Here is a 23567-nt window from a genome sequence, read left to right as displayed (position 1 = left end):
AAAAGATCAAGACTTGCCGCTGGCTTTCGCGGTGGGCTTGGTCTTTTCTTCTTTGGTTTCGGTGACGATTTCTTCTTGCGGTGGGGGCGGCTTCAGGCCCGAGGGCGCAATGCCTTCGATCTTGTTGTCCCGCATGTATTGGTCCATGTCCTTCCAGCCCGCAAACACCGCGGCCTTGGAGGCTTTTTCATTCAGCGCATAGCAGTCTTCAATGCTGCGCAGGCCGTGGCGGCAGGCGCTGCCTATGGCTTTCGCATCGGCCTCACGCTGGGCCACGCGCGGATCCGCCAGCAGGGCCTCCAGGTCGCAGCCGGCCAGCAGCAGGGTGAGGGTGATGGGGAGTAAGCGCAAATACATGGGTGCAAGGAGTGGTCTAGGTCATTTATCGGCAGATTTTGCGCCTTATTGAGCGCACCATGCAAAAAGGCCCCGAAGGGCCTTGTGTGCAGGGGGTGTGCGGCGTTTAGTCGCGTTCACCACCGAAGATGCCCAGCAGGGCCAGCAGGCTCTGGAACACGTTGATGATGTCCAAGTACAGGGCCAGCGTAGCACTGATGTAGTTGGTTTCACCACCGTCAATGATCTGCTTGATGTCGTAGAGCATGTAGGCGCTGAAGATGCCGATGGCAGCCATGGACATGGCCATCATGCCGGCCGTGGAGCCGACAAAGGCGTTGATCACGCCACCCACCATCAACACGATCACGCCCACAAACAGCCACTTGCCCATGCCGGACAGGTCACGTTTGATAACGCTGGCCAGGCTGGCCATCACCAGAAACACACCCGCTGTGCCGCCAAACGCGGTGAGCACCAGCTCGGAGCCGTTGCGAAAGCCCAGCACCTGGCCAATCAGGCGCGACAGCATCAGACCCATGAAGAAGGTAAAGCCCAGCAGCACGGGCACGCCGGCCGCAGAGTTTTTGGTCTTTTCGATGGCGTAGATGAAGCCGAAGGCACCGGCCAAAAACACCACCATGCCCAGAATGCCGCCCAGCGACTGGGTGATGCCGGTGGCCACGCCCACCCAGGCGCCCAGCACGGTAGGCACCAGGCTCAGGGCCAGCAGCCAGTAAGTGTTGCGCAGCACTTTGTTGCGCTGTGCGGAAGATGCGCCATAGCCCAGGCTGTGGCCCATGGTGGTTATGCGATCAGTCATAGTCTTAGCTCCTTGTAACTGCAGTCTGCAGGTGCGGACATTCTAGGGATAAACAAGGTGCTCGCCGCATTTGGCCTTGTGATTGGCCGGGTTTTGTGCAGGGCTGTTCTTCGATGGCGATGGCCAATGCGCTTTTTGCAAACGGTATGCTTGGGGTTTTTCCCTATCCGCATCATTTCTACCTACAGGGTCTCGCCATGAAAACCAAATCCGTTCTCGAATTCTCCGACGTCAAAGCCATCGCCGCGGCTGCCGAAGCCGAGGCCCTCAAAAACAACTGGGCTGTGAGCATTGCCATCGTGGACGATGGTGGGCACCTGCTGTCTTTTCAGCGTCTGGATGGTGCTGCCCCCATCTCGGCACACATTGCGCCAGCCAAGGCCCACACCGCGGCCATGGGCCGCCGCGAAAGCAAGGTGTATGAGGACATGATCAACGGCGGCCGTGTGTCTTTCCTGAGCGCTCCCAACCTGGAAGGCATGTTGGAGGGGGGCGTGCCCATCCTGAAAGACGGCCAGTGCCTGGGCGCCGTGGGTGTGAGCGGAGTGAAGTCCAACGAAGACGCCCAGATCGCCAAGGCCGGCATTTCCGCCATCGGCTTGTAATGTCTGGTGTGTAGCAATCAATAGCTACAAAAATAATAGCTGCTAGCGCACGATGGACGTGGGCTAGCAGCTATTTTTATGCCTATTTGGTGAGAATCAGCTTGCCTGAGCGGGTGCTCTGCAGGCGGTAACGCTGCCCGTTGTGCTCAATTTCAATGGCCTGGCGCTCGCCCAGCAGTGCGCTACTGGGCAGCACGGCATCCTGCGCATGCCAGTACGCCAGCGCCATTTCGGCGGCGGCATGGTCGGCGGGGCCCCTGTCGCCAGACGCCAACGGTGCGGGTTCTGTCACGCCATCTCCTGTCAGGGTTTGGGTTCGGTGATAAAGCCGATCTTGCGCAGCCCGGCTACCTGGGCCGCCCCCATGGCTTGCGCCACAAACTCGTAACGCACAGCCTTGTCGCCGCGGATATGCAGCTCGGGCTGGGGCTCCTTGGCGGCCTCGGCCTGCAGCACGGCAGGCAGGGTGTCGGGTGCCACCGGGTTCTGGTTCAAAAAGTAGCCGCCCTGGGCGTCCACGCTGAGCTGGATGGTTTCGGGTTTGGTGTTCTGGGGCTGGCTGGTGGCGGTGGGCAGCTCCACGTTCACCGCGTGTTTCATCACTGGCACGGTGATGATGAAGATGATCAGCAGCACCAACATCACGTCCACCAGGGGCGTCATGTTGATCTCGTTCATCACCTCGGATTCGCCGTCCGCGCTGGTGTCTTGCATTCCAAAAGACATACGCTGCCTTACGCCTTCTTCATGGCAACAACCTTGCCGTCTGCCTGGTGCTTGCCCACACGGGCACCGGTCACAAAGTAGGCGTGCAGGTCATGGGCAAAGCGGTTGAGCTTGGTCAGGATGGACTTGTTGCCGCGCACCAGCGCGTTATAGCCCAGTACCGCAGGAATGGCCACCGCCAGGCCCAGTGCCGTCATGATCAGCGCCTCCCCGATGGGGCCTGCCACTTTGTCGATGGTGGCGGAGCCCGCAGCGCCAATGCCCATCAGTGCGTGGTAGATGCCCCAGACGGTGCCAAACAGGCCCACAAACGGCGCGGTGGAGCCGACCGAGGCGAGGACGGCCAGCCCGCTCTGAAAGCGTGCTGTGCTGTCGTCAATGCTGTTGCGCAGGGCGCGGCTGATCCAGTCGCTGATGTCCAGCGCGTCATGCAGCTGGGTTTGGGTGTTGCGGTGGTGGGCGGTGGCTTCTTGCCCAGCCTGGGCCAGTTGCACAAAGGGGTTGCCTTGCTGGGGGCCCAGGGCTTTCAGGCCGGTAGAAAAGTCTTCGCTGTGCCAAAACGTTTCGGTGCGCTGGCCGAGGGATTTGAACTTGAGAATGTCCAGCGCCTTGATGAGGATCACGATCCACGAGGCCAGGGACATGCCCAGCAACAACACAGCGACAGATTTGGTAACCCAGTCACCTTGGGTCCAGAGGGTGACGAGTCCGAGTTGCGATTCCATGTACTACTCCACTAAAAAGATCCAGAAAAATTACTGCAGTACCCAGTTCACGGGTACGTCAAACCACATGGCCTCGGGCACGCCACCGCGCTTGCCGGGCACGTAGCGCCATTTGAGAACGGTGTTCAGCGCTGCCTGGTCTAGCCGCTCGAAGCCACTAGACGTTTTCACGGAGGCCTGCGAGGCCTGCCCCTCTGTGCTGATATACACCCGTACCACCACCTTGCCCTGTTCCTGCAGGCGCTTACTCAGGGCTGGGTAGGGCGGTTTGGGGTTGTTGAGGTAGTCCGCATCGCTGGAGGGCAATTCCACCTTAGGCGGAGCGGGTGGTGATGGGGGCGCGTTGGTAGCGCTGCCGGTGTTGGTGCTGGCAGCCGCCGCGGCCACCGCGGTCGGGGCTGCGGCAGAAGGAGCGGGTGCGTTGGCTGAAGGCGCAATCGCCAGCGGCGTCGGGGTTGGCTGCTGGGCCACTGCGGGTGTTGGGGTTGGTGCCACGGGTTTGGGGGTAGGGGCCTTCACCTCAACCTTGGGTTGCGGCTGGGGCTTGGGTTGTGGCGCCGGCGGCGCTGCAGGTGGCGCCATGATTTCCACCAGAATTTCGGCCGGCACCACGGCCTCGACCACCCGGCGCAGCAGGCCCACTTGCATGGCCCACAGCACCGCCACGTGCAGGGCAATCACGCTGACAACGATAGTGGTATTGCGGCTCATGGCGGGACGCGCGTAGGGGCGGGGCAAAGCGGAAGTGGACATTGTGGAGGAGGGGCGGCAGGGGCGCGGAGGGCTCAGGTGTCGGCCCACATGCGCAACATATTGTGGTAGACGCCAGTCAGCGCCGTGGTGTGGGCGTTATCGCCATGCTGCTGGCGTAGGGCCAGCAGGTTCATATCCAACTCGTACAGCATGCGGCGCTGCTCATCGCTGCGCACCAGGCTCTCAATCCAGAAAAAGCAGGCCAGGCGGTAGCCTCGGGTAACGGGTTTGACCTGGTGCAGGCTGGTGCCGGGATACAGCACCGCATGGCCGGCTGGCAACTTGACCGATTGCTCACCATAGGTGTCGGCAATGCAGAGTTCACCGCCGTCATAGTCCTCTGGGTCTGACAAGAAGATGGTGCACGACACATCGGTGCGCAGGCGCCCACTGCTGTCCGGCAGGTAGCGCACCGAGCCATCGATGTGGTTGCCGTAAAAGTTGCTGTCGCCGCCATACCGGTTCAGGCGGGGCGGAAACACCTTTTTGGGCAACGCTGCCGAAAAGAAAGTCGGGCTACGGTCCAGCCCGCGCAACACCATCGCGCGGATGGTGCGCGCTGTCTCGCAGTCGTGATCCAGTTGCTCGTTGTTCTTGACCTGCCGCGCCAGCTCTCCAGCCCCCTTGCGCCCGTCGGCCCACGGCGCTGCGGCCAGCAGGGCTTGGGCCTGGGCGACTTCGTCAGCAGACAGGATGTCGGGCAAATTAAGGAGCATGGCGTGGCGTTCTTTAGTTTTAGAAATTGATATTCATACTGAGCTGCAAATTACGTCCAGAGCCTGGCACATAGTGGCCGTTATAGACAGAATCGACATAAAGTTTGTCAAATACGTTGATCAAATTCGCTTTCAGGACATAACGTTCGCTGAACTTGTATTCGGCCATCATGTCCAGCGTCGCATATGGACGGGTTTGAACATCACGGTTGGTGTTTGCGTACTGTTCGCTACGGAAGTTGATGCCACCGCCCAAACGAAATTCCTGTGTGAATTGGTAGGTTGACCACACGGTTCCGCTGTGGACAGGAGTCAAACCCGGTCGGGAGCCCACTGCATTGGTGCTTCCGGACGATTGGGCGCAATTCCCAGTGGCTGGGCATGGGGCTGCAGCATCTACTTTCGCGTGTGGCATCCACATGTAGGAGCCGAATACTTCCCATTTAGGAGAAAGTCGTCCTGTTAGATCAATTTCAATGCCAGCCGTGCTGCGGCGTCCGGACAGAATTTGAGTTGCTGCTGCAGAATCTGGATCAGTATTCCGCTCGTTAAATTTGGTCGAGTGGAAGAGCGCTAAGCGCGTGGTGTAACGTTTGTCAGCGCTATCCAGTTTTGCACCAAACTCAACGTTTTGGCTTTTCTCTGGAGCCGCATTGACGGTTGTTGATGAGTATGAATAGGTGTCCGCTGAGGTGTTGTATGAAGTGCCGTAAGAGACGTGGTAGGAGCTCAGCTCGGTCGGCTGAAAAAGAAGACCGAGGCGAGGGCTCCAGTTGCTAATTGTTTGCGAGAACTTTCCGGTACTCACTCCTGTACTGGCGTTGAAGCTCTCGTAATTGCCTCGCATGCTGTCGTAGCGCAGGCCGCCCAGTACTTTCCAATGTTCCGCGACTTGCATCATGTCTTGGGCATACAAGCCAAAATTGTCTGCAGTGAACGCGCCACTTTTTCCGACGGGCCGTCCATTTTCATCGTAAGACGCATCTGTGTTTGGGGTACCCACGGTAGTGAACGGTTTGGCAGTGGTATTTGTAGGGGCATAGTTGTTCTTTGCCTCATGGGCCAAATCGATACCGGTCAACAATTCATGTTTCAAGCCCAAAGCAGAGAATTTCTTGCTGTAGTCGCTCTGTACGTACGTTCCGTGGAAGTCTTGAATTTTGTTCCGGCTGTTGTTGTTGTTGTGATTCAGACGTGTCGAGTCCGTGATGTTGCTCGTATTCGTTCCGGCGGCATAGCTGAGTGTGTCAGAGCGAAGATCGCGTGTGTACACTCCGTTGCGCAGCTGCGTTTTGAGCTCTGCATCGTCTTGGAATCGATGGGTGTGTGACAACGTGATGTGGTCCGCCGAACCTTTGTTCTGGTCGCTTGCCATACCGTAATTGTTCGTCGGACTGACGTTGAGCATTGCACGCTCGGACGAACCCGCTACTGGGACCCACGGAATTCCCAGGTTCATGCCATTGTCGTTACGCAATGAGTAGAGGTTGACAGCGAATTCGTCAGCGGTACCTATTCCAAAACGGTATGTAGCGGCCAACCCCTTTTTATCAATTTTTGTACCAGCACCGTTGTTGTCTGCTTTGGTCGCCATTGCGTTGATACGCAGACCCGCGTCTTCCCCTGTCTGGATGTTGAAGTCGCCCGTTACTCGGCGATAGTTGTAACTGCCAACCGTTGTCGTGACTTCACTTTGGTCCATTGCGCGCGCTTGCTTGCTGACCTGGTTGACTGCGCCGCCTGTGGAACCACGGCCAAACAGCATGGAGGCAGAACCGCGTATGAGCTCTATTCGATCGTGATTGAAGGTGTCGCGATCGTAGGCTGCCGGGTCACGAAGGCCGTCCAAGTAGATGTCGCCTGTAGTTGCAAGTGAGAAGCCACGTAGGCGGATGTCCTCCTCACCACCTTCTGCCGCTTGAAACGCGACACCAGCGGTGTTGTGAAGCGCATCTTTCACAGTCTCTTGTGCGCGGTCATCCAGTAACTTTTCTGTGACTACGGTAATGGACTGGGGAATATCGCGAAGCTCTTGCTTGCCCTTTCCGATCGTGGTTGTAGTCGTGCGTAGGGTGTCTTTACCTTGAACTTCATCTGCTTTTTCCGTGATGGTGACGGGCTTAAGCGTTTTCACCTCCGCGTCATTGGCTTGCTGCGCCAGCGCACTGCCGGAACTGGCAAGCAGCATGGCGCCCAAGGGCAACAGTGGTGCGGTGTAGATAGGGGATGGGCGAGCGAAAGCAGGGGCAAGGTGTGGCATGGCGCGTAGTCTTCAGGGTAGAGGGCTGGCTGGCTATGTCATGGCTGCCGGACGGCGGCCAGGTGTGGCTTGCTGCTGTGGGTTAAAACCAAGTAAACAAGAAGCGTTCTTGTTTACTGTCAAAAAAAAGCGGTCGATTTACCGGGACATGGATACAGCAATTGGCATCCAGCTTTGCTGGGCGATGCTGGCTTGGGCATGGCATTTGTCGATCACATCACGGGCGCAATCTTCGCAGCGGCCACACTGGGTCGCAACGCCAAGTTCAAACTGGATGTCGTCAAATCCTTTGCCCTCGCTGGCGTGCAGAGCAATCTCTTTCTCGGACACGCGGCGGCAAACGCAAACAATCATGGCAAATCGGGGTGGCTGATATTGATGGATGAATTTTAAATGAGAATCTGTCTTATTTGTATTCTATGTAAAGAAAAATGTCTGAAAAAAATTGATATGGGTCAATGGGGGCTGGCCGCTGGCATGAATTGCGACATGCTTACGCGTGGGGTAGCAACGTGGCGTGGTTATCCCACGGCAGGGAAACCCCATAGCGCTGTGGTTGGGGAGTGTGGCTCCGGTAGAGCAGGGCTGCCGTGCCGCCACCGACGATCCAGCGCCCACTATGGGCGGCCAGCGCGCCAGCACCCACCAGGGCCTGGGTCTGTAGCTCGTCTCCCGCAGCAGACCACGACGCCAGCCAACCGGCATGGGGGGCGCTGACCCAGAAGCGCCCCTCCGCCCAACACACGTCACCTGCGTACCCGTCCCAAGCGCTGGGTGCTTGACGGGTTTGCCAGTCCACTGTGCGCAGCTCCTCGCCTTTGAGCAAGGCCAGCGCGGGCGCGCGTTCACGGTCCAATGGCTGCGGGTGTTCTGCCTGTAGCGCAATGCCCAGCGTGCCGTCGGGCGCGAAGGCCAGGTGGCGCAAACTCAGATAGTGGTCGGCCAGGCGGTACTGGGCCAACGACTGGCCACTGGCCACATCCAGCCGCGTCAGGTTGGAATCCATGCGGCCAATGTTGAGCTTGCGGCGTCCGGTTTCGGGCAGGTTCAGGATGCCACCATTGGCCACCATCAGGGTGCCTGCGGGCTCCAGCAGCAGTGCGTGGGGGCCAATGCCGCCGCTGGGAAACTCGCGCAGCTTTTCCAGCGTGTGCAGGTCACGCTCGGCAATCAGGCCTTGGCCGGTGTCGCCATCGGTCTCGGTGGTGAAAAAGGTGTTGCCGTTGGCGGACAGTGCTGCATGGCCACCGAGGTAGCGGTCGTCTTCCATGGTGTGCCACTGCAGGGCTTTGCCGCGCCGCGGGTCCATGCGCAGCAGGTATTCACCGGGGCGGCGGGCCAGCACCAGCGCTTGCAGCGGGGTGCCCTGCGTGCCGGGCACCAGCAGCAGTTGGTGCGCGCGTGCGGGCAGGGCGATGCCACGCGGCGTTTGCCCCGGCGTCCAGACACCGGCCCAGGATTGCTCGCCGCGCATCCAGGCGGTCAGCACGCGGAGGGCATCCGGGTTGCGGGGTGTGGCAGCCCAAGTGTCTATGCCGCTGCCAGCCACGCCCAGCACGGCGGCGGCCTGGCCCAGAAAGGCGCGGCGAGAGGGCAACACAGTCATGCAGGCTCAGTCCCCATCAGCGTCGGTAAAGCCCATGGTGATGGTCAGCACGTCGCTGGCCAGGCCATTGGCCAGTGCTGAGGCCTGGGCCAGCGCGGCTTGTGCGGCGCGCACCGAGGCGGGGTTACCAGGTCGTGCGGACTGCACGGCACGCAGCATGGCCGCGCTGCGCTCTTGCAGGGCCAGGCCGTCGCGCAAGTGGCCGCGACCCAGCAGCAGGCTGTGGAGGCTGCCCGCCACTGGCCAACCCGGTGTGGCGGCCTGTGCGGCGGGTGCGCCGACCAGGAACGCCTGCAGGCCCTGGGCCTGGGCTTGCCAGCAGGCGGCGGTCTGGCCGCTCAGGCCGCGCACCCAGGGGGCGCTGTCTTTGCCACGGGTGTCTGGCACCATTTTTTTGATGCGCAATTGGTCCAGCCCGCCCACGGCTTGGCCAAACCATTCGCCGTACAGGGTCCAGGCGTCTTCCTCTTCCCGCTCGGTGCTAGCCAGTGTTTGGTAGCCAGTTTGCAGGGCATCGCTCTCGGCCAGCACCTGCTGGGCGAGCACGCTGGCGTAGGCGGCGGCGTGGCCGCTGCCGTCGGTCTTCCAGAGCAGCCACTCCAGCGCGGGCAGGCCGCGTGCCGTGGCGCCCACGGTGTCCAACTGCTGCACGCGGGTGACGCTGCCGCTTTCCAGCAAGCGCTGGATTTGGGCTGGGCGGGTGGGCCAGAAGTCGATCGCGCGCGCCGAGCGCCGCTCCAGCAGCGGCCCCACGGCCACCGCCGCCAGCCGCTCCCAGGCCAGCATGGTGGCCACCCACAGCGCGCGGTGCTGGGCCCAGGGCGCCTTGGCCTGCGCCAGAGACTGCACCAGCGCCTGCGCGGCCTGCTGCAGGGCGGCGGCGCTGGGCTGCAGGTGCTGGGTCAGCAGGCCCTGCACCATCTGGCCCGCCGAGATGTAGGGTGCTGCCACCTTGGGAGTTGCTATGGTTTTAGTAGCTGCTTGCGCAATATCCACAAGGGCTAGGGCACTAAAAGGCACCGATTTTAGAAGTGCACGTCGTTTCACAAAGACTCCACAAAAGCGACCAGCGCTTGCCGGTCGCGGGCATTGAGTTGCAACACTTGCTGCCGGGCCGCCTGGGCTTCGCCGCCGTGCCACAAAACGGCCTCCAGCACGCCATTGGCCCGGCCGTCGTGCAGCAGGCGGCGGTGGCCGTTGACGTCATGCACCAGGCCCACGCCCCACAGCGGCGGGGTTTTCCACTGCTGGCCGTTGGCCGCGTAGTCGGGGCGACCATCGGCCAGGTCGGGGCCCATGTCGTGCAGCAGCAGGTCGGTGTAGGGCCAGATTTTCAGGCCCTGCACCTTGGGGCTGGACAGGCGCGGAAAGGGCGCCGCACCCGTGGTGTAGCTGGGCCGGTGGCAGGCGCTGCACTGGGCTTGGGCAAACAGGGCTTGGCCGCGCAGTACCTGCGCGTCATTCACATTGCGCCGCGCAGCCGGGGCCAGGGTGGCCTGGTAGAAGATCACCTCGCCCAGTGTGCGCTCGTCAATCTCGGGCGCCTTGCCCTGTGCGCCGCGCGGGGCAACCTGGCAGTCTTTTTGCGCAGGCATGCAGGCTTCGTCCGGGTGCTGGGCCGAGGTGATGCCGATGTCACCCAGGAAGGCACCAGCCGTTTGGCTGGCCACGCTAGCCTGGTTGGCCTTCCAGCCAAAGCGGCCGACACGCTTCGCCTGCGCAAAGTCATCCCACACGTGGTTGGGCTGCCCTTTGATGGGGCCGGGGCTGGCGGCCTGTAGCGACGCGTTGGCCAGGATGTCGGATTCGGGTATTGCTTCGAGCAGGCCCACGCCGGCCATTTGCGGCGCAATACGCGGGCTGATCATGGCCCCGGGCGCCAGTGGGCCATAGGCCAGGTGGGTCAGGCTGTAAACGGGTTTGCGCAAGGTGTAGCGGGTGCCGTCGGCAAATTGGCCACGCAGGGACTGGTAACGGATGCGCACTTGACCCTCGGGCGCGACGCCCTGGATGGCTGCGTTGTTGAGCTGGTCGCCATAGACCGGGTCGGGCACCACACCGCCGTGGGCGCCGATGCCGGGAATGGACAGGCGCATGAGCAGTGCCACAGGCGGCTCGCTCAGGCCTTTGCGGAAATCGGGTGGTGCACCGCGGCCGTCTTGCACATGGCAGCCCCCACAGGAGCGGGCGATGAAGTGCGGGCCCAGGCCGTCGCGGGCGGTGGTGGAGGCGGGGGCTTCCACCCAATTGCGGCGGAAGAAGGAGTTGCCCACGGCAAAGCGGGCGCGCTCGTCGTCGTCCAGCGTGGGGAAGGGCATGGAAAAGGCGTTGCGCCCGGTGGCAAAGGCTGTCGCCTCTCCGGCCGTGAGTTCACCCTGAACGGCACCGGAGAGGTCTGCTTCGCCATGGCCCCATAGGGGCCACAGCAAACCCGCCATGGCGCCCGCCGCAGTCAGCGCCAGGCCGACTTTTTGACGGGTGCGCAACTTCATTTGGCTTGGGCCAGTTTGGTGATGCCCAAAGCGGCTGCGGCTTCGGTGATGTCCTTGGACTGCTGCACCAGGCTGTCAATCGTCTTCTGCACGCGGATACGGCCGGGGGCGTCTTTGGCACCCACGATTTCGCGGTCAAACGGGGCCTGGATGGCGGTGGCGTTGGCCACGCTCTGGGCGATCTGCTTGCTCACCTTGTCGGCCAAGCCGGCATTTTTGGTGGCCACCAAGTCTTTGAGGGACGCGCCTTGCAGCATGCTGCCGTCCAGGCGCTTGTAGCTGCCCAGCCAGACGTTCTCAATGCCCTGGGCGTTGGTCACCACGTCGCGGTGGGTGTTGTCGGAGAAGCAAGAGTGTTCGTCTTCCTTGTCCTGGGTGTTCATGGCCACCTCCAGGCGTTCACCGGCCAGTTCGCCGCGCGACAGCGAGCCCATGCCCACGATCATTTTGCGCACCGACTGGATGCCACCTTGTTCAAACTTGGCGCGGTAGTTCTTGGCGCCGGGTGTCCAGGCTTTCACTAGGAAGCTCAGGTCGTCGATCAGCAGCTCGGTGACGGTGACCAGGTAGGCGCGGCGGCGGTCGGCGTTTGCGGCCTTGCCGTCCACAAAGTCTTCGAACGATCGGCTGCCGGGGCCGGTGTCGCTCTGGTCCTGGCCCCACAGCGAGAACTCGATCGCGTGCCAGCCGGCTGCAATGTTTTCCTCACCACCACGTTCGTTGAGCTTGGCCAGGTTGGCCTTGGTGATCTTGACCTTGGGGTTGTTGACCAGGCCAGCCTTGGGCTTGCCGGTAACGCTGTCGATGTAGGACTCGTCCAGCGGCCAGGCGTTGATACGACCTTCGGGGCCGTTGTCGTCGTCAATCGGGCCACTGTAGAAGCGGAACACTTCGGTCTGGCCATAAAACTCGCGCGCGGCCAGCCAGGCTTTTTTGGCATCTTCCAGGCCTTGGGCCGAAGGTGCGGCGGCAAAAGCGGCGATGGCCTTTTGCAGGGTCTGGGCACTGGTCAGCACGTCGCTGTAGTTGGCATGCACCAAGGTGGCGTAGTGCTGAACCACGGCTTTGGGCTCGGTGGTTTGGGCGTGGGCAGACGCACCCAACAACATGGCTGCGCTGAGCAGGGTGGTCTGGAGGAAATGACGCTTGTGCATGAGGAACTTTCGAGAAAAAGACGGAGGCTGATCATATGCCAATACAAATCGTTCTCATTTTGGTTGAGTCAAGCTTCCTTAAATTTTCATGATCCGGTAAGCCACTGGCCCAAGTCGGCCTGTCGCAAACAACTTTCTTGTGCGCGCAAAAGAAAAGTGTCTGCCGCTCGCCATACTTCACGTCAAATAGAAATCATTCTCAATTACATTGGAGTAGGACTATGAACGATGTCTTCAAGGGGGTGATCGATGCGCAGGCCGAAAAGTTGCTCTCGGGCTACCGCAGCAGCGATCCATTTTTCTTTGCCACACCCGAGCACACGCTGCTGGCCCGGGGCCACTATGCCCGGGTGCCGCACGCAGCGGGATTGCCTGCGCTGAGCGGCGTGGTGGCTGAGGCCTTGAAAACCGCCCAGCGCAACGGCCACCCGAACCCAGTCGTCGTGGGTGCGATTCCATTTGATTCGCATCAACCGGCGCGCCTGTCGATTCCGCACCACGTGGTGTTTGCGGGGCCTTTGAGCTGGCGCGGCGAAGTGTTTGAGCGCCGGCCCAGCAGCTACACCGTGCAGCCCATGCCGGCGACGCAGGTGTATGCCGATGCGGTGGCTACTGCGGTAGACCGTATCCGAGCCGGAGAGCTGAGTAAGGTGGTGCTGGCCCGCACGCTGGAGTTGACCGGCAGCAATAACATTGATGTGCAGTTTCTACTAGAGCGCCTGGCGCGCCGCAACCAGCACGGCTATACCTTTGCCGTCGATCTGGGAGGCACCGAGCCCGGTACGCTTGTGGGGGCCAGCCCGGAGTTGTTGATCAGCCGCAGAGGGCTGCAGGTGCGATCCAATCCGCTGGCCGGTTCGGCGGCGCGGTCGGTGGACAGCCAGGAGGACATTCGACGCAGCCGGGCGCTAGCGAATTCGGCCAAGGACTTGCATGAACACCAGGTTGTGGCAGACGCCGTTGTCAAAGGCATGCAGCCGCATTGCCGCATGCTGGATGTACCCGACGGCCCATCGCTGATCCACACCGCAACCATGTGGCATTTATCGAGCGATATCCGCGGCGAACTGGCCTCCGCAGACACGAACGTGCTGAAACTCGCGGCCAGTCTGCATCCTACGCCGGCCGTATGCGGTTATCCCAACGCGGCAGCGTTGGCCCTGATTGACCAGTTGGAGCCGTTCGACCGGGACTTCTACACCGGCATGGTGGGTTGGTGCGATGCCGAGGGCAATGGCGAATGGGTGGTGACTTTGCGTTGTGCCAAGGTGCAGGGGCGTCGCATGCGCCTGTTTGCTGGCGCGGGCATCGTGGCGGACTCGGACCCTGTGAGCGAAGTCGCCGAGACTGGCGCCAAGTTCCGAACCATGCTGAATGCACTGGGCCAGGTTCCGGCGGAGGTGGTGTGATGTTGCCGCACTGCACCTCATGGCCCGAGGACCTTGCTGCACGCTATCGCAGCCGGGGGTATTGGCGTGGAGAGACATTTACGGGCATGCTGAACGAACGCATTGCGCGCCACGGAGACCGTTTGGCCGTTGTCAGCGACACGCGGCGCTGGAGCTACCGCGATCTGGGCGCGGAGGTGGATCGGTTGGCGCGCGGTTTTCATGCGCTGGGCATTACGTCCAATGACCGCGTGGTGGTGCAGTTGCCCAATTGCGCCGAATTCTTCTCGGTGCTGTTTGCTCTCTTTCGGGTGGGCGCATTGCCCATCTTTGCCCTGCCTGCGCACCGGCAATTTGAGATTGGTCATTTTTGCCAGCATGCTGAGGCGGTTGCCTACATCATTGCCGACGAACACGGCGGGTTTGACTACCGCCAGTTGGCCCGCGATGTGAGGGCGGTTGCACCCAGCCTTCAGCATGTCTTGGTTTTAGGTGCGTCGGCGGAGTTTCGTGGGCTGCATGACTTGCCGCCGCTATCGGGCGCGTTGCCTGTACTGCCACAGTCGCACGAAGTCGCTTTTTTTCAACTCTCCGGTGGCAGCACAGGCACACCCAAGCTGATTCCGCGCACGCATGACGACTACCTGTACAGCGTGCGCGCCAGTGCAGAGATATGCCAATTAAATGGCGACAGTGTGTACCTGAGTGTGATTCCGGCAGGGCACAACTTCACCATGAGTTCTCCAGGCTCGCTGGGTGCCCTGTATGCCGGTGGCGCGGTGGTGATGTGCGCGCATCCCAGCCCCGATGTGGCGTTGGACTGGATTGCGCGTGAAAGCGTCACCATTACGGCGCTGGTGCCACCACTGGTGCCGGTGTGGTTGGACGCAATCCAGCGCCTGAAGCCCGACCTGCGCAGCCTTGAGGTGGTACAGGTGGGCGGTGCACGCTTCAATACGGAGATGGCACGGCGTGTCACGCAGGAACTGGGTGTGACCTTGCAGCAGGTGTTTGGCATGGCGGAAGGGCTGGTCAACTACACCCGCCTGGACGATACGCCGGATGCCATCTTGCACACGCAGGGTCGGCCCATCTCGCCGGATGACGAGGTGCGCATTGTGGATGACGATGACCACCTCGTGCCTGAAGGTGAGGTAGGCCACTTGCTCACACGTGGGCCGTACACCATTCGTGGCTACTACCGCGCAGATGAGCACAACCAGCGCGCCTTCACGCTCGAAGGTTTTTACCGCACGGGTGACCTGGTGCGTCGCACCCCCGAGGGCAATCTGGTGGTGGAGGGGCGCGCCAAAGACCAGATCAACCGGGGTGGTGAAAAGATTTCTGCCGAAGAGGTGGAGCACCAGCTGCTGGCACACGCAGGCGTGGTGGACTGCGCCATGGTGGCCATGCCCGACGCCTACCTGGGTGAGAGGAGTTGTGTCTTCGTGATTCGCAGGGACGAGCAACTGCGCAGTGTGGATCTGATCCGTTTTCTGCGTGAACGTGGCTTGGCGACTTACAAGATTCCTGACCGCATCGAGTTCGTGAACCAGTTTCCTAAAACCAGCGTGGGCAAGGTCAGCAAGAAACAGTTGCGCCACGACATAGCAGCGCGCCTGGCGGAGCTGCATCCGCACACACTCTAACTTTTCCGTACAAGAGATACACAACCATGACCATACCCAAAATTACCTCCTACCCGATGCCCACACATGCGGGTGACAGCCGGGTGGTGTGGCAGCCCGATGCCAAACGCGCCGTGCTGCTGGTGCACGATATGCAGGACTACTTCCTGGACTTTTACGACCGAAGCCTGGCACCCGTGCCAGCGCTGATCCAGCATACGCGCCAACTGGTTGATCTGGCGCATGCCCAGGGCATTCCTGTGGTCTACACGGCTCAACTGCCAGAACAGTCTGTAGCCGACCGGGGCCTGCTGCAGGACATGTGGGGGCCGGGGCTGACTGCTCAGCCACAGCGCAGCCGCATCGTGGCCGCACTGGTGCCCCAGACGCAGGATACGGTGTTAGAAAAATGGCGCTACAGCGCGTTTCAGAAGTCACGCTTGCTGGCCCTGATGCGCGAACAATCGCGTGATCAGCTCATCATCTGCGGCATTTATGCGCACATCGGTTGCATGATGACTGCGTGCGAGGCTTTCATGAACGACATCCAGCCGTTCTTTGTGGCCGACGCGTTGGCCGATTTTTCGGCGCAAGAGCATGAGATGGCCTTGCGCTTTGTGGCCCAGCGCTGTGGCCAGACGGTGCTGACTCAGACTCTGCAGGACAGCCTGCAGCCCCGTTTGCCGGCATCGCTGCACGAACTCAAAACCAACATCGCGAACAGCTTGCAGGTCTCTGCGGAGGAGCTGCAAGACGATGACAGTTTGCTGGACTGGGGGCTGGACTCCATCCGCATCATGTCCCTGTTGGAAGGGTGGCGCCGCGCCGGCCTGGAGATCAATTTCATGACCCTGGCAGAGCAGCCCACGCTGGCAGCTTGGTGGGGCCTGCTGAACCAAGAAGAACTGGTGACCAACGAATGACGCCCCCATGTATCCCTGGAACAAAAGTCACCCGGCGCCGTGCCGCACTGCTGTGCGGACTCTGGCTACAAGCCTGCATGCCCCTGCAGGCACAAACTGCAGTGGCTACTGAGCTGGTGTCGGTTCCAGCCGAATGGCGGCCGGCAGAACTGTCCCGCAGCCTGAGTTTTGACGTGAGTTCCAAGTTCACCGGCCAGCGCTACCGCATCCTGATCGGCTTGCCGCACAAGGCTGTCCCGGCGGGGGGCTACCCCGTACTGTGGGCATTGGATGGGTTGGCCAGCTTCCCAATGATGGAAGTGGTGCGCCCCAGGCCCCCCGCCGCGAACGAGAGCGCTGAGTGGCGCCAGAAAATTGGCGAGGAACCGGCCGGGCTGATTGTTGCGGTGGGGTATGCGAGTGGCGATGCTATAGATGTCAACGCGCGCGCATTGGACTACACCCCCGGGGTATCTGGCAAGACTGGTGATGCGTTTTCGACCCAGCATGGTGGTGCGGATGCGTTCCTACGCTTTTTGACCGAGGAGCTGCGCCCGCAACTGGCACGGTATTTCCCTATGCATCCGCAAAAGCACACGCTGTTTGGGTTTTCGTATGGCGGCCTGTTCACGCTGCACACCTTGAGCACCCAGCCCCAGCACTTTCAGCGCTACTGGGCGGCCAGCCCGTCGCTGTGGTTTGGAGGATCGGTGACGATGAAGGAATTGCCCCAGCGTCTGCGGGCGCTGCAGTCGGTGCGGGGTGTGAAGAAAGTGGTGGTCACTGTGGGGTTGGACGAGCAGTATCCCGCCAGTTTTGCTTCACCCGAGGTGAGGCAGCGGCTGCAGGTCCGCACCATGGTAGACAACGCCGCGCTGTTTTCGCGCTTGTTGACGGAGGCCGCGCCGGCCGAGCTGCAGGTGCAATTCCAAAAACTGGCGGACCATGATCACCAGGACATGCTCATGCATGGCGCGCGCCGGGTCGTAGATTTTGCATTTGCGGAGTGACGGCATGCGCAGTACAGCTTCCCAGCGCATGGCCACTACTTCGGCCCAATACGGTATCTGGATGGGCCAACAAATGGTGCCCGAGAGCCCGTGCTATCTGACCGCCGAGGTAATCGAACTGCGTGGTGCTTTGGACTTGCAGGCCCTGTGCGATAGCGTGGCGGAGGTGCTGAACAACTGCCAAACCCTGCATATGCGCTTTCAGATGACCGAGGAAGGTCTGTGGCAATGGCCGCAGCCCGTGTCCGATACGTCGCTTCCCCTGCATGACTTTCGCAAGGAGATAAATCCGGAGGCTGGTGCGCGGCAATGGATTCAGCAATCGCTTTCGGTGCTGTGCGATCCAACGCGGGATTCGCTGTACCGCACTGTGGTCTTGCAACTGGCCGACGATAGGTATTGGTGGTACTTGCAGGTGCACCACATAGCGCTGGACGGTTACGGCTACAGCCTGGTGTGCCAGGCAGTAGCCACACGCTACAGCCTGCGTGTGCGGAACGAGTCCTTGCCCGCGCTGCCAGACTGGACGCTGGACAAGGTGGTGCAGGCCGAGCAGACCTACAAAGCCAATGGCAAGTTTCAGAAAGACAAGGACTTTTGGGGCCAACACCTGCACCGCGCGCCCTTGCCCGCAGTCGTGGATGCGGCGCAGGAGTTCTCGGATGACATCGCGCGCAACAGCACGCGCCTGAGCCAGGCGTCCATCGACCAGTTGCAGCAAGCTGCCCAGCGCTGCGGACAGGACTGGGGCAGCTGGATGTTGGCGGCCATCGGCCTGTGGCTGGCCAAACACTCGGGGCAGCGCCAGCTGACCTTTGGCCTGCCCGTCATGAACCGGCTGGGAACCCCTGCACTGGGCGTGCCCTGCATGGCCATGAACATCGTGCCCATGAGCGTGCATGTGGATCCCGAAGCGGACATGCAAAGCATGGGCAAGCAGCTCGCGGACCGCATGCGTTGCATGCGCCCGCATCTGTATTACCGCTACGGCTGGATCCGCGGGGATCTGGGCTTGCTGGAGATCCAGAAGCACCTGTTCAACCAGGCCGTCAACCTGATGCCGTTCGACCGCCATGCACCGTTTGAAGGGCTGGACAGCACGGTCCTGCCCATTACGGCGGGGCCAGTCAAAGACCTGAACATCAGCGTGTCGGTGCTGAACGCCGAATGGCGTCTGCTCACCGAAGCCAACCCCAATGCCTATAGCGTCGAACGTCTGGCCGAGCTGCATGAGGACTTGTTGCAGTGGTTGAGCACGCTGGCGGCGTACTCCGAGCGCACGCCTCTTGCCCCCCTATTACAGGATATGCCACCGGTGTCCATTTTGCGCGGCCCTGAATTGGACCGCCCCGTGACCCCCGTGCTGGAGTTACTGCTGGCGGCTGCGGCAAGGCGGCCAGACAAGGCGGCGATCGAAACCCGGGGTGAGTTTCTTACGTATGCAGAGTTGCTGCGCCAAGTCCAGCAACTGGCGGCACGTCTTGCAGAGGGCGGGCTACAGGCGCAGGACCGCGTTGTTATTTTGTTGCCGCGCGGTCCTCAAGCCATTGTTGCCATTCTGGCCACCCTGTGGGCCGGCGGCTGCTATGTGCCCCTGGATCCCTTGGGGCCGGGAAGTCGGCTGACCATGGTGTTGGCCGATGCGGCGCCACAGCAAGTCATTACCCTGGCTTGCTGGGCCGGTAAGGCGGGTGCCTGGCCCGTACTGAGCCTGAATGACGCCAATGTGGCCATGGGGAGTGGTGCCATGGAGCACCCGTATGCCGCTTCCAGTGCGCAACCCGCATATCTGCTCTATACATCGGGCTCAACCGGCAAACCCAATGGCGTGGTTATGGGGCATGGCGCGCTATCGCATTTTGTGGCCAGCGCGGGCCAGTTGTACGGCGTGCATCTCAATGACCGGGTGTTGCAGTTCGCGCCCCTGCATTTCGATGCCAGTATTGAAGAGGTCTTTCTGGCGCTGTGCCATGGGGCCACGCTGGTTTTGCGCGACGATGCCGCGCTGGATTCGGTAGCAGCTTTCGCGGCTTTTGTGGCGCAGGCGCGCATCAGCATCCTGGACTTGCCCACCGCCTATTGGCACGTACTGGCGCATGCGCTGGACCCCGAGCAGGCCGCCTTGCTGCAGGGGGTACGGTTGACCATCATCGGTGGTGAGGCCGCATTGCCCGAGAGGGCGCGACGTTGGCGTGCCTTGCTCCCTGGCAATGTGTTGATGAACAGCTATGGTCCTACGGAAGCATCGGTGATTGCCACCACTGCAGCCCTGAGCGGACCAGGAGCAGTCTGGAATGGCCAGGACACGATGCCCATTGGCTTGCCCCGGCCTGGGGTAGATGCCATCGTTGCAGATGAACACGGCTATCCAGTGGCCGTGGGTGTGGCGGGTGAGTTGTTGCTCAGCGGCGATGCACTGGCTTTGGCGTACCGCGGAGACGCTGCGTTGACAGCGCGCCGATTCGTGACGCTGCCTGCGCTGCTACAGCGGCCGCGTGCCTACCGCACAGGCGACCGTGTCTGCTTGCAGGATGGGCAATTGGTATTTTTGGGGCGTCTGGACAACGAGGTCAAGATCAGTGGCTTGCGCATTGACCCTGCCGAAGTGGAAAACGCGTTGCTCACGCATACCGGTGTGCAGGAGGTGGCTGTGGTTGCTGTGCCTCGTACTCAGACCGGTTGGGCTTTGGTGGCATTTGTGGTGGGGGGCGACCTTGATCCGAAAGCATTGCGCCACCATCTGGCGGAGCTTCTGCCCGCTGCCGCCATACCTGGTCATTGGCAAGTGCTGGATAGTCTGCCTCGCAATGTGAATGGCAAGTTGGATCGCAAGCAGCTTGTGGCTCAGATGGATGGGCAGCTGGGGACCGTGCCAGCACAGGCAACGGTGCTGGAGAAACAGATTCTGCAGGTGTGGAGCAACGTGCTGGGGGCCATGCCAGAGAGCGTGGAAGCTAACTTTTTTGATTTGGGTGGCAAATCGCTGCAAGCCATCCAGGTGTCTAGCCAACTCAGCCGTTTGCTCCAGCGTGAGATTGCGGTGTCGGCTCTCTTTAAGCACGCCACGGTGCAGGCCTTGGCGCAGGCGCTGTCGGCACCGGTGGCCCATCGCCCGCCGCCTGCGAGTCAGGACCAGGCCTTTGCCCCGGTGTTGACCATCCAGCAAGGGCAGCCCCCCGCGCTGTTCTGCCTGCCGCCCGCGGAAGGCTTGTCCTGGTGCTATTTGGGCCTGGCGCGTCATTTGCCGGACACCGCGATTTATGGCCTGCAGGCCTCCGTGGTGCTGGACGGGTTGCCATCCAGTTTTGACGCGATGGTCGACCGCTATGTGGCCTTGATACGCCAACAGCAAGCAAGCGGACCTTACCGTTTGCTGGGTTGGTCGCTGGGTGGTGCACTGGCCCAGGGTATTGCTGTGAAGCTGACGCAGCTTGGCGAGGCGGTGGATCTGGTTGCGCTGATGGACAGCTATCCGGTCAGCGCGTTTACGCAATGGCGTGCGCCCACGCTGCATGACGCGCTGATTGCATTGCTGAGTGTGAATGGCGAGCTGGTGGCAGAGACGCCGGAATCCATTTACCAGCGTTTGTTGCGTCCGGGTAGTCCGTTGGCTTCCCTGGGGCGCAGTGCGCTGGAGCGCTGGGGGGAGGCGGCACTGCACGGTATGCAGCTTTTTCGCAGCAGTGACACCCCCCGTTACGAAGGGGATTTGCTGCTTTTTTATGCACGGGAAGGGGGGGCAACAGCGCCACAGCCCGCCTCGTGGAGGCCCCACCTTGCGGGCCGACTCGACACCGTGGGGCTGGATTGCAACCATTTTGGGATGAGCGACCCAGGGCCCATGCAGGCCATTGGTATGGAGCTGGCTAGGCGCTGGAACAAAGCTACTGCATTGGCATAACAGGAGGGAAGAGATGAACGACAAATTGGCTGTAGTGACGGGGGCGGCGCAGGGCATTGGCGCTGCAGTGGTGCGTGCTTTGGTGCGTCGCGGTGTACGCGTTGCGGCGCTGGATATTCAGATTGACGCTTTGCAAAATCTGGCCGCCCAGCAAGACGGGGATGTGAAGGCCTATGGCGTGGACTTACGTTCCAGCCGGTCGGTCAACACCGTGGTCGAGACCATTGAAAAGGACATGGGGCCCATCGACATGCTGGTGAACGTGGCAGGCATCCTGCGGATGGCGAACGTGGTGGAGGTGAGTGATGAAGACTGGGAGAATACCTTTGCCGTGAATACACATGGCGTGTTCTATCTCTCCAGGGCCGTGGCGCGGCGCATGCAGCCACGCAAGCGTGGGGTCATTGTCACGGTCGGGTCCAACGCTGCAGCGGTTCCACGCATGCAGATGGCTGCCTATGCCGCGTCCAAAGCGGCAGCTTGCCATTTCACCAAGTGCCTGGGACTGGAGCTGGCGGGGTCAGGCATCCGCTGCAACATTGTCTCGCCGGGTTCTACGGATACCGCCATGCAACGGCAGCTTTGGCAATCTGATGCCGATGCACATAAAGTGATTGCGGGTTCTTTGCCCAGCTTCAAGACGGGCATTCCGTTGGAACGTATCGCCAGCCCGGACGACATTGCGGCTTCCGTACTCTTTTTGCTCAGTGATGACGCGCGCCACATTACGCTGCACGATTTATGCGTGGACGGTGGTGCCACTTTGGGTGTGTAACGCATGTTTCTTGAAGGCCCTTTTCTGATCGGCATGTACGACTTGACGCCTGCCGGGGCGCCGGCGGAGCTCGATGTGTGGCTGCTGGAGTTGGCGCTAGGCCGGGGAGGGCTCAAGGCATTGCTGCCATGGTTGTCCGAGCAGGAGCAGGCCCGGTGTTTGCGTTATCGGCGGGGGGAAGACCGGATGCGCTATGCCGCTACCCGGGCAGTGCTGCGGCACATGCTCGCCCATCGGCTCGATTGTCCGTTGCAAGACATCGCGCTGGTATTCAATGCGTTTGGAAAGCCGGGCCTCGCGCCTCACTTGTTGGAGAGGCAGGGGTTGCATTTCAATGTGTCCCACGCTGGCAAGTTTGCGGTGATTGCCTTGTCGTCCCTGGGTTCTGTGGGGGTGGATATTGAGGCCATCACCTCGGTAGATCAGATCTGGCCTCTGGAGACGGGGCTCACCGACGTTGTGCAACGCTATTGCCGGGAGGGCGAGGGCGCTGAAGCGTTCTTTCGCATCTGGTGCGGCAAAGAGGCGGTATTGAAAGGACTGGGGGTGGGCATTTCCCAGCATCTGTCGTCGGTGTCCGTCGTTCCGGATACGGAGCATGGGTACTCCGTGGCACTGCCCATGGGGAATCCGCCCGTGCAGGCTTGGCAATTGCAAGCTCCGGCAGGCTTTGCGGCCGCACTGGCCGTACTAGAGCCGGTTGCGGCAGTGCTTGGGCATCAGGCCGAAATGGCGACGGAATGCAGTTGAAAAATTTGCCTGGCTGCTGTAGCCGGCGATCTCGGCTGCACGCGCAACGCTGACGCCGTCATGACGGAGCGCCATGGCCGCGCGTTGCAGGCGTTGCTGACGCAGGTAGTCAAAAATGGTTTGGCCACACACTTCGCGAAAATGCTGCTGCAGGGTGTTGGCATTGCAACCAATGGCTTGGGCGATGGAGCGCATGTCTAATTGGTCTGCCTCTCCGCTGTCCAGAAATCGCTTTAACCGGTCTATACGGCGCAGGGCACTGCCTGGCAGCGCGTGCTTGCCCGGGGCGTCGGTTGTCAGAGTTTGTGTCAGTGCTTCGGCTACCAATTCCAGCGCCCGACTCTCCTGATGCAGTTTCTGCATCACGTTGTTCAAACCTTCAGGGCGTATGAGCAGTTCTGCGACGGAGATGGCGCGCGGGGTGGGCGTCCAGCTATGCATGGCGAGGTGTTCACCGATGAAATCGCAGGGCAAATCTGCGGCATCGAACCATGCGGGCGTCAATGTGAGGACCACCATGCGCTGCCGTGAGCCGGCCCACGAGTGGCGCCGAAATGTAGCTGGCGCATTCAACGCCACCACCGCACCCTGTGGCCTCGCCTTTCTGCCTTCACCAGCGCCCAGGGGTAGGCTGTGTGCATCCATGAATACTTCTGCATCCCCCTCCAGTTTTAGCAGCACTTTGACGCCTTCACTGCGTATTTCAAACTGCGTTGTCATGTCCTGCAACTGCAGCAGGTCCGTGCAGTGCAACGACAAGCCTTCGCGCAGCGGGATGATGGAAAAACTGCCTTGCATGAGAGGCGAGGCACTCCGAATGCCGGGGGTCAACAGCTGGTGGTCTTGGCCCATTTGCATACGCAAAGCGCTGGCATGAATGGGCTGAGGTGCGGCCAAAGGTTGCTGCGGTGATGGGGAAGGGTTGTGCACAAACATCTTTCTTGCTCCGGCAAACAAAAAACGGGGTGTCTATTGCCATACTATTGGCTATTCTAAATGATAACGATTCGCAATAAC

22 protein-coding genes are annotated in these 23567 nt (G+C 61.2%); 8 read left to right on the top strand and 14 right to left on the bottom strand.

Going from position 1 to position 23567, the window contains the following annotated elements; genetic code table 11:
- Nucleotides 1-6: 6 nt before the first annotated feature.
- Nucleotides 7-357 carry a hypothetical protein gene (locus tag AC3WS7_RS03330; RefSeq protein WP_296469589.1) on the bottom strand — a complete coding sequence of 117 codons (351 nt, stop codon included), beginning with the start codon at nucleotides 355-357 and terminating at the stop codon, nucleotides 7-9.
- 106 nt (nucleotides 358-463) lie between these two features.
- On the bottom strand, nucleotides 464-1159 hold the full coding sequence (locus AC3WS7_RS03325) for a Bax inhibitor-1 family protein (protein WP_296469587.1): 696 nt from the start codon (nucleotides 1157-1159) through the stop codon (nucleotides 464-466).
- A gap of 197 nt (nucleotides 1160-1356) precedes the next feature.
- Here AC3WS7_RS03325 and AC3WS7_RS03320 point away from each other — a divergent pair, with 197 nt between their 5' ends.
- Nucleotides 1357-1764, top strand: a complete 408-nt coding sequence (locus AC3WS7_RS03320) for a GlcG/HbpS family heme-binding protein (RefSeq protein ID WP_492655371.1) — start codon at nucleotides 1357-1359, stop codon at nucleotides 1762-1764.
- Between the two features lie 82 nt (nucleotides 1765-1846).
- Here AC3WS7_RS03320 and hemP read toward each other — a convergent pair whose 3' ends face one another.
- From hemP to AC3WS7_RS03265, 11 genes are all read right to left on the bottom strand, one after another.
- The gene (gene hemP / locus AC3WS7_RS03315; protein ID WP_492655370.1) at nucleotides 1847-2056 is read right to left on the bottom strand and encodes a hemin uptake protein HemP; all 210 of its coding nucleotides are present in this window, start codon (nucleotides 2054-2056) and stop codon (nucleotides 1847-1849) included.
- Between the two features lie 11 nt (nucleotides 2057-2067).
- Nucleotides 2068-2490 (bottom strand): ExbD/TolR family protein, encoded by a 423-nt coding sequence (locus AC3WS7_RS03310; RefSeq protein ID WP_492655369.1) that lies wholly within the window; start codon nucleotides 2488-2490, stop codon nucleotides 2068-2070.
- 8 nt (nucleotides 2491-2498) lie between these two features.
- Entirely contained in the window at nucleotides 2499-3215 is a 717-nt protein-coding gene (locus tag AC3WS7_RS03305) for a MotA/TolQ/ExbB proton channel family protein (RefSeq protein WP_492655368.1), read from the bottom strand.
- Between the two features lie 30 nt (nucleotides 3216-3245).
- Nucleotides 3246-3926: an energy transducer TonB gene (locus AC3WS7_RS03300; RefSeq protein ID WP_492655367.1), complete on the bottom strand. Its 681-nt coding sequence runs from the start codon at nucleotides 3924-3926 to the stop codon at nucleotides 3246-3248.
- A 74-nt stretch (nucleotides 3927-4000) separates the two neighbouring features.
- Nucleotides 4001-4684: a Fe2+-dependent dioxygenase gene (locus AC3WS7_RS03295; protein ID WP_492655366.1), complete on the bottom strand. Its 684-nt coding sequence runs from the start codon at nucleotides 4682-4684 to the stop codon at nucleotides 4001-4003.
- Between the two features lie 19 nt (nucleotides 4685-4703).
- Nucleotides 4704-6944 (bottom strand): TonB-dependent receptor, encoded by a 2241-nt coding sequence (locus AC3WS7_RS03290; protein ID WP_492655365.1) that lies wholly within the window; start codon nucleotides 6942-6944, stop codon nucleotides 4704-4706.
- A 138-nt stretch (nucleotides 6945-7082) separates the two neighbouring features.
- Nucleotides 7083-7298 (bottom strand): (2Fe-2S)-binding protein, encoded by a 216-nt coding sequence (locus AC3WS7_RS03285; RefSeq protein WP_492655364.1) that lies wholly within the window; start codon nucleotides 7296-7298, stop codon nucleotides 7083-7085.
- Nucleotides 7299-7437: 139 nt separating this feature from the next.
- Entirely contained in the window at nucleotides 7438-8550 is a 1113-nt protein-coding gene (locus AC3WS7_RS03280; RefSeq protein ID WP_492655363.1) for a DUF1513 domain-containing protein, read from the bottom strand.
- Between the two features lie 6 nt (nucleotides 8551-8556).
- A complete protein-coding gene (locus tag AC3WS7_RS03275) occupies nucleotides 8557-9546 on the bottom strand; it encodes an imelysin family protein (RefSeq protein ID WP_492655362.1) in 990 nt (329 codons plus the stop codon).
- Nucleotides 9547-9593: 47 nt separating this feature from the next.
- Nucleotides 9594-11042 carry a di-heme oxidoreductase family protein gene (locus AC3WS7_RS03270; RefSeq protein ID WP_492655361.1) on the bottom strand — a complete coding sequence of 483 codons (1449 nt, stop codon included), beginning with the start codon at nucleotides 11040-11042 and terminating at the stop codon, nucleotides 9594-9596.
- On the bottom strand, nucleotides 11039-12151 hold the full coding sequence (locus tag AC3WS7_RS03265; protein ID WP_492655558.1) for an imelysin family protein: 1113 nt from the start codon (nucleotides 12149-12151) through the stop codon (nucleotides 11039-11041). The genes AC3WS7_RS03270 and AC3WS7_RS03265 overlap by 4 nt, the downstream gene beginning before the upstream one ends.
- Before the next feature lie 266 nt (nucleotides 12152-12417).
- Between AC3WS7_RS03265 and dhbC the strand changes: the two genes are divergently transcribed.
- Genes dhbC through AC3WS7_RS03230 form a run of 7 tightly spaced genes read left to right on the top strand, consistent with a single transcriptional unit; the run spans nucleotide 12418 to nucleotide 22550 of the window.
- Nucleotides 12418-13605 carry an isochorismate synthase DhbC gene (dhbC, locus tag AC3WS7_RS03260; RefSeq protein ID WP_492655360.1) on the top strand — a complete coding sequence of 396 codons (1188 nt, stop codon included), beginning with the start codon at nucleotides 12418-12420 and terminating at the stop codon, nucleotides 13603-13605.
- On the top strand, nucleotides 13605-15233 hold the full coding sequence (locus tag AC3WS7_RS03255) for a (2,3-dihydroxybenzoyl)adenylate synthase (protein WP_492655359.1): 1629 nt from the start codon (nucleotides 13605-13607) through the stop codon (nucleotides 15231-15233). Before dhbC ends, AC3WS7_RS03255 begins: the two co-directional genes overlap by 1 nt.
- A 26-nt stretch (nucleotides 15234-15259) precedes the next feature.
- Nucleotides 15260-16135, top strand: coding sequence for an isochorismatase family protein (locus AC3WS7_RS03250; RefSeq protein ID WP_492655358.1), 876 nt, complete (start codon nucleotides 15260-15262; stop codon nucleotides 16133-16135).
- The gene (locus AC3WS7_RS03245; protein ID WP_492655357.1) at nucleotides 16132-17124 is read left to right on the top strand and encodes an alpha/beta hydrolase; all 993 of its coding nucleotides are present in this window, start codon (nucleotides 16132-16134) and stop codon (nucleotides 17122-17124) included. Before AC3WS7_RS03250 ends, AC3WS7_RS03245 begins: the two co-directional genes overlap by 4 nt.
- A gap of 4 nt (nucleotides 17125-17128) precedes the next feature.
- Complete coding sequence (locus AC3WS7_RS03240) at nucleotides 17129-21025, top strand: amino acid adenylation domain-containing protein (protein ID WP_492655356.1); 3897 nt, start codon at nucleotides 17129-17131, stop codon at nucleotides 21023-21025.
- 13 nt (nucleotides 21026-21038) lie between these two features.
- Complete coding sequence (locus AC3WS7_RS03235) at nucleotides 21039-21800, top strand: 2,3-dihydro-2,3-dihydroxybenzoate dehydrogenase (RefSeq protein ID WP_492655355.1); 762 nt, start codon at nucleotides 21039-21041, stop codon at nucleotides 21798-21800.
- Between the two features lie 3 nt (nucleotides 21801-21803).
- Nucleotides 21804-22550, top strand: a complete 747-nt coding sequence (locus tag AC3WS7_RS03230) for a 4'-phosphopantetheinyl transferase family protein (RefSeq protein WP_492655354.1) — start codon at nucleotides 21804-21806, stop codon at nucleotides 22548-22550.
- Here AC3WS7_RS03230 and AC3WS7_RS03225 read toward each other — a convergent pair.
- Nucleotides 22491-23486, bottom strand: a complete 996-nt coding sequence (locus AC3WS7_RS03225) for a helix-turn-helix transcriptional regulator (protein WP_492655353.1) — start codon at nucleotides 23484-23486, stop codon at nucleotides 22491-22493. The two genes, AC3WS7_RS03230 and AC3WS7_RS03225, sit on opposite strands and share 60 nt — an antisense overlap.
- Nucleotides 23487-23567: the final 81 nt, after the last annotated feature.

The sequence above is a fragment of the Rhodoferax sp. EU05-FHT12H12 genome, assembly GCF_058791215.1.
This window is presented reverse-complemented; position numbering and strand designations above follow the sequence as displayed.

Excerpts from the sequence above, each read along its gene's own strand:
- AC3WS7_RS03330 (WP_296469589.1), bottom strand. The coding sequence starts at position 357 with ATGTATTTGCGCTTACTCCCCATCACCCTCACCCTGCTGCTGGCCGGC.
- AC3WS7_RS03325 (WP_296469587.1), bottom strand. The coding sequence starts at position 1,159 with ATGACTGATCGCATAACCACCATGGGCCACAGCCTGGGCTATGGCGCA.
- AC3WS7_RS03320 (WP_492655371.1), top strand. The coding sequence starts at position 1,357 with ATGAAAACCAAATCCGTTCTCGAATTCTCCGACGTCAAAGCCATCGCC.
- AC3WS7_RS03310 (WP_492655369.1), bottom strand. The coding sequence starts at position 2,490 with ATGTCTTTTGGAATGCAAGACACCAGCGCGGACGGCGAATCCGAGGTG.
- AC3WS7_RS03305 (WP_492655368.1), bottom strand. The coding sequence starts at position 3,215 with ATGGAATCGCAACTCGGACTCGTCACCCTCTGGACCCAAGGTGACTGG.
- AC3WS7_RS03300 (WP_492655367.1), bottom strand. The coding sequence starts at position 3,926 with ATGAGCCGCAATACCACTATCGTTGTCAGCGTGATTGCCCTGCACGTG.
- AC3WS7_RS03295 (WP_492655366.1), bottom strand. The coding sequence starts at position 4,684 with ATGCTCCTTAATTTGCCCGACATCCTGTCTGCTGACGAAGTCGCCCAG.
- AC3WS7_RS03290 (WP_492655365.1), bottom strand. The coding sequence starts at position 6,944 with ATGCCACACCTTGCCCCTGCTTTCGCTCGCCCATCCCCTATCTACACC.
- AC3WS7_RS03285 (WP_492655364.1), bottom strand. The coding sequence starts at position 7,298 with ATGATTGTTTGCGTTTGCCGCCGCGTGTCCGAGAAAGAGATTGCTCTG.
- AC3WS7_RS03280 (WP_492655363.1), bottom strand. The coding sequence starts at position 8,550 with ATGACTGTGTTGCCCTCTCGCCGCGCCTTTCTGGGCCAGGCCGCCGCC.
- AC3WS7_RS03270 (WP_492655361.1), bottom strand. The coding sequence starts at position 11,042 with ATGAAGTTGCGCACCCGTCAAAAAGTCGGCCTGGCGCTGACTGCGGCG.
- AC3WS7_RS03265 (WP_492655558.1), bottom strand. The coding sequence starts at position 12,151 with ATGTTGTTGGGTGCGTCTGCCCACGCCCAAACCACCGAGCCCAAAGCC.
- dhbC (WP_492655360.1), top strand. The coding sequence starts at position 12,418 with ATGAACGATGTCTTCAAGGGGGTGATCGATGCGCAGGCCGAAAAGTTG.
- AC3WS7_RS03255 (WP_492655359.1), top strand. The coding sequence starts at position 13,605 with ATGTTGCCGCACTGCACCTCATGGCCCGAGGACCTTGCTGCACGCTAT.
- AC3WS7_RS03250 (WP_492655358.1), top strand. The coding sequence starts at position 15,260 with ATGACCATACCCAAAATTACCTCCTACCCGATGCCCACACATGCGGGT.
- AC3WS7_RS03245 (WP_492655357.1), top strand. The coding sequence starts at position 16,132 with ATGACGCCCCCATGTATCCCTGGAACAAAAGTCACCCGGCGCCGTGCC.
- AC3WS7_RS03240 (WP_492655356.1), top strand. The coding sequence starts at position 17,129 with ATGCGCAGTACAGCTTCCCAGCGCATGGCCACTACTTCGGCCCAATAC.
- AC3WS7_RS03235 (WP_492655355.1), top strand. The coding sequence starts at position 21,039 with ATGAACGACAAATTGGCTGTAGTGACGGGGGCGGCGCAGGGCATTGGC.
- AC3WS7_RS03230 (WP_492655354.1), top strand. The coding sequence starts at position 21,804 with ATGTTTCTTGAAGGCCCTTTTCTGATCGGCATGTACGACTTGACGCCT.
- AC3WS7_RS03225 (WP_492655353.1), bottom strand. The coding sequence starts at position 23,486 with ATGTTTGTGCACAACCCTTCCCCATCACCGCAGCAACCTTTGGCCGCA.